Raw genomic sequence first — 12,440 nt, forward strand, 5'->3', positions numbered from 1 at the left:
GTCAGGCCCCCTGCTTCTGCGCCACGAACCGGTCGAGGGCCTCCAGCGTGGCCGGCACGTCGAGGAGGAATTCCTCGGTCTTGATGTCCAGCGAGAATTCCTCCTCGATGAACGACATGAGCTGGATGTATCCGTAGGAGTCGATGACGCCGTCCTTGAAGAGGTCGCTCTGCGGCGTGACTTCGGCACCGAATTCGATCAGGAACTGCTCTTCGATGAACCGGACGATTTTTTCGGTTCTGGTCATTGCTCATTCCTTGGCAGCACGAGGGGGCGGTCGAATGGCGGGGAGCTGGGCCCGGGTTCGCGGGGAGGGAGCGCGCATCGCGCTCTGTGTGCGGCTGCGAAGAGTTCGCCGAGCCGTCGATGACCCAGTAGAGCCGGGCGGACACGTTCGGTGAAACGTCTCCCGGGGTGAATTTCCCGGCCGGCTCCGGTCCGGTGGACCGGGTCGCGCCGGGCGTACTGCCGGGGGGACGGACGCGGGCCCGGAATTCCGCCCCCCGGTGCGGAGACGGGGAGCGCAAGCGAAGCGAAAGGAGCCGACAAGAGGGGCGCCAGCCGGCGGCGGAGGAAACCGCCAAGGGCGCGGTCCACGATGGCGCTCACCGGAACCCGACCGGCGGCGCCCTCCGCGCCGACACAGCTCGTACGACAGAGAGCGAGCCGACCAGAACGGCAGGCCCACCGTGCGCGGACCCTCCTCCAGGAACCCCGGCCCCCCGCCCTCCGACCCGCTCACCGCCCTCCTGCTCACCCGGTCCGCGGCGGTGCTGGGGGTCCCCGCCGACCGGATCGACCCCTCGGCGCCGCTCCCCCGTCCCGACCGCCACCCCCTCCTGGCCCTGCGGCTCGCCGCCGCGCTCCGCACCGAGCTGGGTCACGACGTCCCCGTCACCGACCTCCTGGACCTCACCTCGATCGAGGCCCTGCGCCGGCACCTGGACGCCCGTACGGCCTGGCCCCTCGCCCAGGGCCAACTGACCATGTACCGCGACCAGTCACGTTCGCCGGACTCCCGGGCCTACCACCTGCCGCTGCTGTTCGAGATCCACGGCCCGCTGGACGAGGGGGCGCTGGAGCGGGCGGTCGCGGCGCAGACGCGGATCCACCCGGTGCTGAGCGCGCGTTTCGAGGAACGGGCCGGCGTCCCGTACATGAGCATCGCCCCGACGAGGACCCCGTCGTTCGAGAGACACCGGCTGACGGCCGAGTCCCGGGCGGAGCAACTGGCCGAGCTGCGCGCCCTGGTGAACGCCCCCTTCGACCTGACGTCCGGCCCCCTGCTCCGCACCCACCTCCTCACCCTCCCCGACGGCCGCCGCCTGCTCCTGCTCACCGCCCACCACATCCTCCTGGACGGCACGTCGACCGCGATCCTGGTCCGCACGCTGAAGGAGGCGTACCGGGGCGAACACCCCCGGCCGGACACCACGTACGGCGACTTCGTCGCGTGGGAGGAGGCGTTCCTGCGCAGCCCGCGGGCGCAGCGCCACCGGGCCTACTGGCAAGGCAAGTTGACGAACCGTCAGCCCCCGCTCCCGCTCCCCTACGACCACCCGTACGACCCGGCCCGCCTCCCGGACGCGGCCGTGCTGACCACCGTCCTCTCCCCGGCGCTGACCGCCGCCCTCACCCGGACGGCGCGACTCCACCGGGTCAGCACCGCCACGGCGTTCTTCGCGACGTACGTCCGCCTGCTGCACCGCCTGACCGGCCGGCCCGGCCCGACGCTGGGCCTGACGGCCGCCGCCCGCTACGACCCGCGCTTCCGGCAGGTCGTGGGCCAGTTCGCGAACTGCCTGCCGGTGCGCTGCACGGACACCGGGGACTTCCCGGCGCTGCTGAGATCGGCGCAGCGCGAGATGGCCGCCGCGATCGAGCACGGCGCCCTCCCGGCGAGGGACATCGCGAATTCGCTGCGAACACCCGAAACCCCCCTGGTGATCACGAACTTCCTCTTCCAGAACTTCGAGGGCGCCGACCTCCTCACCGAGAACACCGCGGCCGCCCCCGGCGAATTGGACCTCCGCCCTTTCGACGACCTTCCGTACGCCGGTGAATACACCCTGGCGATGGAGTTCTACCGGTCGGGCGACGCGTACAAGGTCTTCCTCAAATACGACACGAACGTCTTCCGGGAAGCCACCGCGCGGGCCTTCCTGGCCGAGTGGCTCTCCCTGACAGAAGAAGCGACGAACAGAGAGGCAGCGCCATGACCCGACCGAGGATCGACAAGATCAACACGTTTCTGCGCGTCCTGGAGAAGTACGACTTCGCCGGCGCGCAGGCGATGTGCACCGAGAAGGCCGTCGTCTGGCAGAACGACAGCACGGCGGAGCAGCCGATCGCCGAGCGGATGGAGCAGTTCGGTGTCTTCGTGACGAACCTGACGTCCCTGCGGTACGACGTCCTGCGCCAGTTCGAGCACGAGGACGAGGTCCTGCAGCAGCACGTGCTCCACCTGGACCTGAAGGACGGCACCCACCAGGCGATCCACGCGCTGCTGTACTTCCGCTTCGAGGGCGGCCTCATCGACCGCATCGAGGAGTTCCACTACTCGATGCCGACGGACTGAGCCGTGCGGATCGGCATCATCGGCGCGGGCAGTATCGGCGGCAACCTGACCCGGCGCCTCACCGCCCTGGGCCACGAGGTGTCCGTGGCCAACTCCCGTGGCCCGCACACCCTGACGGAGCTGGCGAAGGAGACCGGCGCGACCCCGGTGGAGGTGTCCGAGGTCGCTCGCGGCGCCGAGGTCGTCGTGGTGGCCGTCCCTTTGAAGGCGCTGCCGAGGCTGCCGGAGGGTCTCCTGAGGGACGCGGCGCCGGGCGTGGCCGTCGTCGACACCGGCAACTACTACCCGGAGCGCGACGGCACGATCACGGCCGTGGAGAACGGCCTCCCGGAGAGCAGGTGGGCCGAGCAGCGGCTCGGCCGGCCCGTGGTCAAGGCGTTCAACGGAACGTACGCCCAGGACCTCCTGGACCGGGCCGCTCCCCCCGGCACCCCCGGCCGTCAGGCCCTCCCGGTCGCCGGTGACGACCCGCGGGCGAAGGAGACCGTCCGCGCCCTCGTCGACGCCCTCGGCTTCGACTCCGTGGACGCCGGCGGCCTCGACGAGTCCTGGCGCCAGCAGCCGGGCACCCCCGTCTACGGCCTGCGCACGGACGCGGCGGGCGTCGCGAAGGCCCTCGCGGAGGCGGCCCGCACCACCGCATGACCACCCCCCTGACGAGAGGAAGTTCCCGTGGCCGGTCTCGACGACCCCTTCACGGTGGGCGGCCTCACGCTCCCCAACCGGATCGTGATGGCCCCCATGACCAGGACCGCGTCCCCGGGCGGTGTCCCCGGTCCGGACGCCGCCGAGTACTACGCCCGCCGGGCCGCGCACCAGGTCGGCCTGATCATCACCGAGGGCACGTACATCGACCGCCCGGCGGCGGGCGCCTACGACAACGTGCCCCACTTCTACGGCGAACAGGCCCTGGCGGGCTGGGAGCACGTCGTGCGCAGGGTCCACGCGGCCGGCGGCCGGATCATCCCCCAGCTGTGGCACACCGGCGCGGCCCGCCTCCTGGACGGCCCGCCCGCCGACGTCCCCTCGGGCATCGGCCTGGACGGCGCCCCGCTGGGCCGCCCGATGACCCAGCGGGACATCGACGACGCGATCACCGCGTACGCGCGGGCCGCGGCCACCGCCGAACGCCTCGGCTTCGACGGCGTCGAGGTGCACGGCGCGCACGGCTACCTGATCGACAACTTCCTGTGGAGCGTCACCAACCGGCGCACCGACCGCTACGGCGGCGACCCGGCCTCCCGCGCCCGGTTCGGCGCCGAGGTCGTCCAGGCGGTCCGTGCGGCCGTCAGCCCCGGGTTCCCGGTGTTCTTCCGGCTGTCGCAGTGGAAGGTGGGCCACTACGAGGCCCGCACCGCCGAGAGCCCCGAGGAACTGGCGGGGCTGGTGACGCCGCTCGCCGAGGCCGGTGTCGACGTGTTCCACGGCTCGACGCGCCGCTACTGGCTGCGCGAGTTCGAGGGCAGCTCCCTGAACCTGTCGGGCTGGCTGCGCAAGCTCACCGGCAAGCCGGCCGTGACGGTCGGTTCGGTCGGCATGCAACGGCAGTACGGCGAGGGCGACTTCACGTCCGGCTTCACCGGCCCCTCCGCGGTGACCGGCATCGAGGAGCTGGTGGCCCGCCTGGAGCGCGAGGAGTTCGACCTCGTCGCCGTCGGCCGCTCCCTGCTGGCCAACCCGGACTGGGCGGCCCTGGCCCTGCGCGGCGAACTGTCCCGGGCGCTGCCCTACGACCCGTCGGTCCTCCAGACCCTCGCCTGACGGCCGCCGCCACCCGATGGCGGTACCGCGTCCCGGATGTCGTTCCGGGCTTCCCGATCCAGCGCAAGGAGACGCGTTATGGAGACGCCACAGGGGTCCGCCCGCCCCAGCCGTCTGCCGTCACTGACCGGCACCCGGGCTGTCGCGGCCCTGGCCGTGCTGATCACCCATGTGACGGGGCTGTATCCCGGCCTGTGGCCCGTGTTCACGACCATCGGGCCGGTCGGGGTGTCGTTCTTCTTCGCCCTCAGCGGCTTCGTCCTCACCTGGGTCGCGAGCCCCGAGGACACCACGCGGAGCTTCTGGCGCCGGCGTCTGGTGAAGGTGTTCCCGAACCACTGGGTGACGTTCGCGGTCACCCTCGCGCTGATGGCCACCGCGGGCGTCACCCTCAAGGCCGTCAACACGGTCCCGGTGTTCTTCCTGGTCGAGCCGTGGGTTCCCCACTTCGACACCCTCGGCGGGCTCGACGGCATCAACGTGCCGGTCTGGTCCCTGTGCTGCGAGGTGGTCTTCTACCTCGCGTTCCCGTTCCTGATCCGGTACATCCGGCGGATCCGCCCGCACCGGCTGTGGCTGTGGGTGGGGGCGGTCGCGACGGGTACGGTCCTCGTCCCGTTCGTCGCCCTGCTGCTGCCGAGGAACCCCTCCACCTCCTGGGACCCGACGATCCCGGAGTGGCACAGCTGGTTCGTCTACAGCTTCCCCTTCACCAGGATGCTGGAGTTCGTCCTCGGCATCCTGCTGGCACGGGTCATGATGAGCGGGCGGTGGATCCGCCTCGGCATGGCGCCGGCGTTCCTCCTGCTGGCCCTCTGCACGGTGGTCCAGGCGTATCTGCCCGGCATCTTCCGGATCTCCGCCGGGATGACCGCGTTCCCGGTCGCCCTGGCGATCGCCGCCTGCGCCGCCGCCGACGTCCGCGGTGCGCGGACACCGTTCAACGGGCGGGTCATGGTGTGGCTGGGGGAGATCTCGTTCGCCTTCTACATGGTGCACTGGCTCGTCATCCAGTACGGGCCGCTCGGCGCCATCGACGGCGTCGACACCGGCTCCGCCACGGACACGGCTCTGAACATCGCGCTGACCGTGGTCCTCAGCTTCGCCTTCGCCGTGGCCCTCTACACGACCGTCGAACGCCCCGCGGTCCAGCGCTTCAGCCGGAAGAGGACCCGTCCGGTGAAGCCGCCGGCCGAGATCCGCGAACCCTCGGCCGTGCCGTAGGCCCCGAGTCCGACCCGCACTCCCCCACGCGTGCGCCCCCACACACATCGCCCCGGAGCTCCCCATGACGGACATCCGCCCCGCCCCCGCGATCCACGACTTCCCGGTCACGAGACCGGAGAAGTGCCCCTTCGACCCGGACGAGGAGTACGCCCGGCTGCGGGCCGAGGAGCCCGTGTCGCGGGTGCGCTGCCCGGCCGGCATGGACGCCTGGCTGGTCACCCGCTACGAGGACGTCCGGGGCGTGCTCGCCGACCCCCGGCTGAGTTCCCGCGCCGCCGGCTCCGACCACATGCTGCCGTCCTACGCCGGGCACGACCCGCTGCCGGGCTTCATGATCCAGCTGGACGGCGAGGAGCACGCGCGGCTGCGGCGGCTGATGATCGGCGAGTTCACCGGACGGCGGGTGGAGGCGCTGCGCCCGTACATCCAGCGGATCGCCGACGAGCACGCCGACGCGATGCTCGCCGGGAGGGGCGCCGACCTGGTGCGGGACTTCGCGCTGCCGATCCCCTCCCGGGTGATCTGCGAGATGCTCGGCGTGCCCTACCAGGACCACACCTCCTTCCAGCGCGACAGCCAGATCCTGACGAGCTTCGAGGCGGACGAGGCCACACGCGCGGCGGCCACCCGGCGGCTGGAGGACCACCTCGGGGAGCTGATCGAGAAGCGGCTCGCCGTGCCGCAGGACGACATGCTGAGCCGGCTGATCGCCCGCGCCGACGCCGGCGGCCGGCCGCTGACCGTGCCCGAACTGTCGACGCTGGCCGTGCTGACGCTGGTCGCCGGGCACGAGACGACCGCCAACATGATCACGCTGGGCATGGCGGTGCTGCTGGAGGACCCGGAGCGGACGGCCGCGCTGCGGGCGCGGCCGGAGACGATCGGCCCGGCCGTGAAGGAGCTGCTGCGCTACCTGACGGTGATCCAGTTCGGCCTGGTCCGGTACGCCACCGAGGACGTCACCGTGGGCGGCGTCGAGGTGCGGGCCGGCGAGTGGGTGGTCGCCGCGCTGCCGTCCGGCAACCGCGACGAGAGCGTGTTCCCCGGCCCCGACACCCTCGACCTGGGCCGACGGGCCCGCACGAACCTGGCCTTCGGCTTCGGCCCGCACCAGTGCATCGGCCAGCAGCTGGCCGAGGTCGAACTCCAGGTCGCCCTGACCACCCTGCTCCGCCGCCTGCCGGGACTACGGCTCGCGAGGCCCCTGGAGCAGGCCGACTTCAAGCTCAACGACATCGTCCACGGCCTGCGCACCATGCCGGTCGTCTGGTAGCGCACACACCCTTCAAGGAGAACCCCATGGCGAGCCAAGACCGCCCCGCCCCGACGCCGCCGCAGGAGCTGGCGGGCAAGCGGGCCGTCGTCACCGGCGGCAGCCGCGGCATCGGCGCCGCGATCGTACGGAACTTCCTCGACGCGGGCGCCACCGTCGTGACATCCGCCCGCAACCCGGACGCGGGGCTGCCGTCCGGTGTCACGTTCGTCCGGGCCGACCTGAGCACGGCCGACGGGGTGCGCGCGTTCGCGGACGCCGCGCTGGACACGCTGGGCGGCGTCGACGTCGTCGTCAACAACGTGGGCGGCGTCCGCTCCTTCCAGCCGGTGCTGGAGCTGGAGAAGGACTGGCAGTACACGATGGACGTCAACTTCCTCGCGTCCGTGCGGCTCAACGCGGCGCTGGTGCCCGCGATGCGTGAGGCGGGCGGCGGGAGCGTCGTCCACGTCTCGACGACGGCGACCATCGCGGCGTACCCGATGCTCTACCACTACGCCGCAGCCAACGCCGCCCTGGAGACGTACAGCAAGGGTCTGGCCACCGAGCTGGCGCCGGACGGGATCCGGGTGGTCTCCGTGTGCCTGGGCAACGTGGACACGCCGGCCTCGAAGTCGGCGCGCGGCCAGATCGTCGAGTACTTCGGCGGCGACCCCGCCAGTACCGACCTGGACGACCTCGCGAAGCAGTGGGCGGCCGAGATCCCGCTCGGGCGCCTCGGCCGGTCGCAGGACGTCGCCGACGCGGTGAGCTTCCTGGTCTCGCCCCGCGCCGCGTGGATCACCGGCAGCAACGTCGTCATCGACGGCGGGAAGACCGCGAGCCTCGCCTGACCGGCGCCGCCACCCCAGGCACCTCACGACATCACGCAAAGGACGGGACGCACACGATGACTGCGGCAGGGGAAGAAGTACGGGCCTACCCCTTCGGCCCGATCACCCGCCTCGACCTGGACCCGACGCTCAAGGAACTGTGCGGCGAGCAGCCGGTGCTGCGGGTGCGGCTGCCGTTCGGCGGCGACGGCTGGCTGGTGACGCGGCACGCGGACGTCAGGACGGTGCTGGCCGACCCCCGGTTCAGCCGGGCGGCGGCCGTCGGCGACCATGTGCCGCGCACGGTCGCGATCGGGCTGCCCAGCACCTCGATGCTCAGCATGGACCCGCCGGACCACACCCGGCTGCGGCGCCGGGTGACGAACGCGTTCTCGGTCCGCCGGCTCAAGGCGCTGCGGCCGCGCATCGAGGAGATCGTGCACGAACTCCTCGACGCGATGGTGGCGAGCGGGTCGCCGGCCGATCTGACGACGGCCCTGACCTGGCCCCTGCCGATCACGGTGATCTGCGAGATGCTCGGGGTCCCGCTCGCCGACCGGAGCCGGTTCGGGGAGTGGGTGGACGGCCTGCTCATGCTGGCCGACCCCGAGCAGGCGGCGCGGGCCCGCGCCCAGCTCGACGCGTACCTCGCCGGGCTGGTCGCGCAGCGCCGGGTCACCCCGAGCGACGACCTGCTCGGCGAGCTGGTCGCCGGGGACGCGGAGGACGAGGAGGGGCCGCTCGCCGAGGAGGAGCTGATCGGCCTCGGGGTCAGTCTGCTGTCCGCCGGGCAGGAGGCGACGGCCAACCAGATCGGCAACTTCGTGTACACGCTGGTGACCCGGCCCGCGCTGTGGGACCGGCTGCGGGCCGAGCCGGCGCTGATCCCGAAGGCGGTCGAGGAGTTGCTGCGGTTCATCCCGAACAGCGCGACCGCCGGGTTCACCCGGATCGCCACCGAGGACGTGGAGCTGAGCGGGACCCTCGTCCGCGCCGGGGACGCGGTGGTGGCCGAGCTGGGCATGGCCAACCACGACGCCGAGGTGTTCGAGCGGCCCGACGAGATCGACTTCCACCGCGAACGCGTCCCGCACGTCACCTTCGGGCACGGTCTGCACCACTGCCTGGGCGCCCAGCTGGCCCGGCTGGAGCTGCGGGTCGTCCTGGAGGTCCTGACCCGGCGTCTGCCGGACCTGCGCCTCGCCGTCCCCGCCGACCAGTTGTCCTGGCGCACCGAACGCCTCGTGCGGGGTGTGGCGGCGCTGCCGGTCACCTGGTGAACACCCCGCTCCCGCCAAGACACCGAGACAGCACAGGAGTTGTGACCATGGCCGAACCACGGGACGCGGGCCGGGGGCTCGCCGAGGTCCTGGCGTCCGTCGATCCGGGGCAGGCGCTCGCCGAGGTGATGGCGGCCGTCATGGAGAGCCACGGGGACCGCCCGGCCCTCGGCGAGCGGGCGAGGGACCCGGCGACGGGGGAGCTGCTGCCGCGCTTCGACACCGTCACCTACCGCGAGCTGTGGGCGCGGATCCGCGCGGTCGCCGCCGTCTGGCACCACGACCCGGGGCATCCGCTGGGCCCGGGTGAGCGGATGTGCACGCTCGGCTTCCCGAGCGTCGACCACGCGACGCTGGACCTGGCGTCGATCCACGCGGGCGTCGTCCCCGTGCCCCTCCAGCACGGGGCGCCCCTGAGCCAGTCGGCGGAGATCGTCGCGGAGACCGAGCCGAGCGCCTTCGCGGTGAGCGCCGAGCACCTGGACACGGCCGTCGCCCTGGTCCTCGGGGCGGCGTCGGTCCGGCGGCTGACGGTGTTCGACCACCGCCCCGGGGACCCCGGCCGGCGGGCGGCGCTCGCGGCGGCCCGGCGGCGGCTGGCCGAGGCGGGGAGCGCGGTGGTCGTCGAGACGCTGGCGGAGGTGACCGGGCGGGGCGGCGAGCTGCCGGCGGCCCCGCTGTTCACGGCGCCTGCGGGCGAGGACCCGCTGTCCCTGTTGATCTACACGTCCGGCTCGACCGGCGCCCCCAAGGGGGCGATGTACACGCAGCGGCTGCTGGGCACCGCCTGGTACGGGTTCAGCTACGGGGCGGCGGACCGGCCCCCGGTGAGCGTCCTGTACATGCCGCACAGCCATCTCGCCGGGCGGTACGCGCTGATGGGCTCGCTGGTGCGCGGCGGCACCGGCTACTTCACGGCGCAGAGCGACCTGTCGGCCCTGTTCGACGACATCGCGCTGGTGCGGCCGACGGAGCTGACGATGGTGCCGCGCATCTGCGACATGCTCTTCCAGCGCTACCGGGGCGAACTGGAGCGCCGCTCGGGCGAGCCGGGCGACGTGGAGGCGGCCGTCCTGAAGGACCTGCGGGAGAACGTGCTCGGCGGGCGGGTCGCCAACGCGTTCTGCGGGACCGCCCCGCTCGCCCCGGAGCTGGCGTCGTTCGTCGAGTCCTGCCTCGGCGTCCACCTCTACACCGGGTACGGCTCCACCGAGGCGGGCGGCGTCCTGCTCGACACGGTGGTGCAGCGCCCGCCCGTCATCGACTACAAGCTCGCCGACGTCCCCGAACTCGGCTACCACACCACCGACCTGCCGTATCCGCGCGGCGAACTCCTCCTCAAGTCGCAGACCCTGGTGCCCGGTTACTACCGGCGCCCGGAGCTGACGGCGCAGCTCTTCGACGCGGACGGCTACTACCGCACCGGCGACGTCTTCGCCGAACTGGGCCCCGACCGGCTCGTCCACGTCGACCGCACCAAGGACACCCTGAAGCTGTCGCAGGGCGAGTTCGTGGCCGTCTCCCGCCTGGAGACCCTGTTCCTCGCCGCCCCGCCGGTCCACCAGATCTACGTGTACGGCAACAGCGAGCGCGCCCACCTCCTCGCGGTGGTCGTCCCCACCCCGCAGGCCCTGTCCCGGTACGGCGAGGACACCGCGTCCCTCAAGGCGGCGCTCGCCGAAGGGCTGCGGCGGGCCGCGGCGGACGCCGGCCTCAACCCGTACGAGATCCCGCGCGACTTCCTCATCGAGACCGAGCCGTTCAGCCCCGAGAACGGCCTCTACACCGAGAGCCACAAGGTCCTGCGCCCCCGGCTGAGGGAACGCTACGGCGCGGCCCTCGAAGAGCTGTACGCCGAGCTCGCCGAGGGCCAGGACCGGCGCCTGCGCGAGCTGCGCCGCACGGGCGCCGGCCGGCCGGTGGCCGAGACCGTCGTACGGGCGGCGCAGGCGCTGCTGGGCCGCTCGGACGCCGCCCCGGACATCGGCGCCCACTTCACCGACCTCGGCGGCGACTCCCTGTCCGCCCTCGCCTTCTCCCGCCTGCTGGAGGACGTCTTCGGCGTCGAGGTCCCCGTCGGTGTCGTCATCGGCGCCGCGAACGACCTCGCCGGGGTGGCCCGGCACATCGAGGCGGGCGCACGCGGAGCGACGTACGCGGCGGTGCACGGCACGGACGGCACCGAGGTGCGCGCGAGCGACCTCACGCTGGAGAAGTTCCTCGACGCCTCCGCTCTGGAGGCCGCCGCCGCGCTGCCGGGCCCTTCGGGCGACGTCCGCACGGTCCTGCTGACCGGGGCCAACGGCTACCTGGGCCGGTTCCTGTGCCTGGAGTGGCTGGAGCGGCTGGCGCCCGTGGGCGGGCGGCTGGTGTGCGTCGTGCGGGGCGCGGACCCGGCGCGGCGCCTGGCCGAGGCGTACGACACGGGGGACGACGAACTCCTCGCCCGGTACCGGGAGTTGGCGGGCTCCACGCTGGAGGTCGTCGCGGGCGACCTGGGCGAGCCCCGGCTCGGCCTGGACGAGGGGACGTGGGAGCGGCTCGCCGGGGAGGTGGACCTCGTCGTCCACGCGGGCGCCCTCGTCAACCACGTCCTGCCCTACCGTCAGCTGTTCGGCCCGAACGTCGCCGGGACGGCCGAGGTGATCCGCCTCGCGCTGACGGCCCGCCGCAAACCGGTCACCTACGTGTCGACGATCGCCGTCGAGGCGCCCGACGAGGACACCGACATCCGTACGGCCGTCCCGCTGCGGCCCACCGGAGGGGGCTACGCCGACGGGTACGCGGCCGCCAAGTGGGCCGGTGAGGTCCTGCTGCGCGAGGCGCACGAACGGTTCGGGCTGCCCGTGACCGTCTTCCGGTCCGGCGTCCTGCTCGCGCACACCCGGTACGCGGGCCAGCTCAACGTGCCCGACCTGTTCACCCGGCTCCTGCTGAGCCTCGCCGTCACCGGCATCGCGCCGGGCTCGTTCGGCGCCGGCCGTCACGACGGCCTGCCCGTCGACGTCGGCGCCGAGGCCGTGGCCACGCTGGGCGCGGGCGTCACCGACGGGTACCGCACGTTCCACATGGTGAACCCGCACGACGACGGCATCGGCCTCGACACCGTCGTCGACTGGCTCGTCGAGGCGGGCTGCGAGGTGCGGCGGATCGACGGCCACGACGCGTGGCTGACCCGCTTCGAGGCCGCGTTGCGCGCCCTGCCCGAGCCCCTGCGCCGGGCCTCGCTGCTGCCCCTCCTGACCGCCTTCGCGCGGCCCTCCGCGGACCCGGCGCCGTCCGCCGGGCGCTTCCACGCGGCCATGAAGGACGCCGGCAGAGACGTCCCCCACGCGTCGGCGGACCTCGTCCGCAAGTACGTCGACGACCTGCGGGGCCTCGGGCTGCTGCGGGCTTCGGCCGAGGAGGCACCCCGATGAGCGGACCGACCGGGGTGGGCCGCCGGGTCCAGGCACCGGACGACGGCCGAGGAGGGACACCGATGAGCGGACCAATCGAGGTGGGCCGCC

The 12,440-nt window shown here is 72.9% G+C and carries 10 protein-coding genes; 9 read left to right on the forward strand and 1 reads right to left on the reverse strand.

Annotated elements, in window-relative coordinates:
* Position 1 precedes the first annotated feature (1 nt).
* Complete coding sequence (locus tag ACLZOT_RS22815; protein ID WP_416970863.1) at positions 2-247, reverse strand: acyl carrier protein; 246 nt, start codon at positions 245-247, stop codon at positions 2-4.
* A gap of 442 nt (positions 248-689) precedes the next feature.
* Here ACLZOT_RS22815 and ACLZOT_RS22820 point away from each other — a divergent pair, with 442 nt between their 5' ends.
* The 9 genes from ACLZOT_RS22820 to car all read left to right on the forward strand — a co-directional run bounded on the left by ACLZOT_RS22820 (position 690) and on the right by car (position 12,350).
* Positions 690-2,219, forward strand: a complete 1,530-nt coding sequence (locus ACLZOT_RS22820) for a condensation domain-containing protein (RefSeq protein WP_416970864.1) — start codon at positions 690-692, stop codon at positions 2,217-2,219.
* The gene (locus tag ACLZOT_RS22825) at positions 2,216-2,578 is read left to right on the forward strand and encodes a nuclear transport factor 2 family protein (protein ID WP_416970865.1); all 363 of its coding nucleotides are present in this window, start codon (positions 2,216-2,218) and stop codon (positions 2,576-2,578) included. The genes ACLZOT_RS22820 and ACLZOT_RS22825 overlap by 4 nt, the downstream gene beginning before the upstream one ends.
* 3 nt (positions 2,579-2,581) lie before the next feature.
* Positions 2,582-3,223: an NADPH-dependent F420 reductase gene (locus ACLZOT_RS22830; protein ID WP_416970866.1), complete on the forward strand. Its 642-nt coding sequence runs from the start codon at positions 2,582-2,584 to the stop codon at positions 3,221-3,223.
* Positions 3,224-3,250: 27 nt separating this feature from the next.
* Entirely contained in the window at positions 3,251-4,339 is a 1,089-nt protein-coding gene (locus tag ACLZOT_RS22835; RefSeq protein ID WP_416970867.1) for a 12-oxophytodienoate reductase, read from the forward strand.
* Positions 4,340-4,417: 78 nt separating this feature from the next.
* Entirely contained in the window at positions 4,418-5,563 is a 1,146-nt protein-coding gene (locus ACLZOT_RS22840; protein WP_416970868.1) for an acyltransferase family protein, read from the forward strand.
* 64 nt (positions 5,564-5,627) lie between these two features.
* Positions 5,628-6,839: a cytochrome P450 gene (locus ACLZOT_RS22845; RefSeq protein ID WP_416970869.1), complete on the forward strand. Its 1,212-nt coding sequence runs from the start codon at positions 5,628-5,630 to the stop codon at positions 6,837-6,839.
* A gap of 26 nt (positions 6,840-6,865) precedes the next feature.
* Entirely contained in the window at positions 6,866-7,672 is an 807-nt protein-coding gene (locus ACLZOT_RS22850) for an oxidoreductase (protein WP_416970870.1), read from the forward strand.
* Positions 7,673-7,728: 56 nt separating this feature from the next.
* Positions 7,729-8,931, forward strand: coding sequence for a cytochrome P450 (locus ACLZOT_RS22855; protein ID WP_416970871.1), 1,203 nt, complete (start codon positions 7,729-7,731; stop codon positions 8,929-8,931).
* A gap of 47 nt (positions 8,932-8,978) precedes the next feature.
* Complete coding sequence (car, locus tag ACLZOT_RS22860; RefSeq protein ID WP_416970872.1) at positions 8,979-12,350, forward strand: carboxylic acid reductase; 3,372 nt, start codon at positions 8,979-8,981, stop codon at positions 12,348-12,350.
* Positions 12,351-12,440: the final 90 nt, after the last annotated feature.

Origin of the sequence: Streptomyces sp. 4F14 (assembly GCF_048159485.1) — a bacterium.
In the GTDB taxonomy this organism is placed as follows: Bacteria; Actinomycetota; Actinomycetes; order Streptomycetales; family Streptomycetaceae; genus Streptomyces.

Bases quoted from the DNA above. Each gene is read 5' to 3' on its own strand.
- ACLZOT_RS22850 (WP_416970870.1), top strand. From the start codon at position 6,866: ATGGCGAGCCAAGACCGCCCCGCCCCGACGCCGCCGCAGGAGCTGGCG.
- ACLZOT_RS22815 (WP_416970863.1), bottom strand. From the start codon at position 247: ATGACCAGAACCGAAAAAATCGTCCGGTTCATCGAAGAGCAGTTCCTG.
- ACLZOT_RS22845 (WP_416970869.1), top strand. From the start codon at position 5,628: ATGACGGACATCCGCCCCGCCCCCGCGATCCACGACTTCCCGGTCACG.
- ACLZOT_RS22840 (WP_416970868.1), top strand. From the start codon at position 4,418: ATGGAGACGCCACAGGGGTCCGCCCGCCCCAGCCGTCTGCCGTCACTG.
- car (WP_416970872.1), top strand. From the start codon at position 8,979: ATGGCCGAACCACGGGACGCGGGCCGGGGGCTCGCCGAGGTCCTGGCG.
- ACLZOT_RS22825 (WP_416970865.1), top strand. From the start codon at position 2,216: ATGACCCGACCGAGGATCGACAAGATCAACACGTTTCTGCGCGTCCTG.
- ACLZOT_RS22855 (WP_416970871.1), top strand. From the start codon at position 7,729: ATGACTGCGGCAGGGGAAGAAGTACGGGCCTACCCCTTCGGCCCGATC.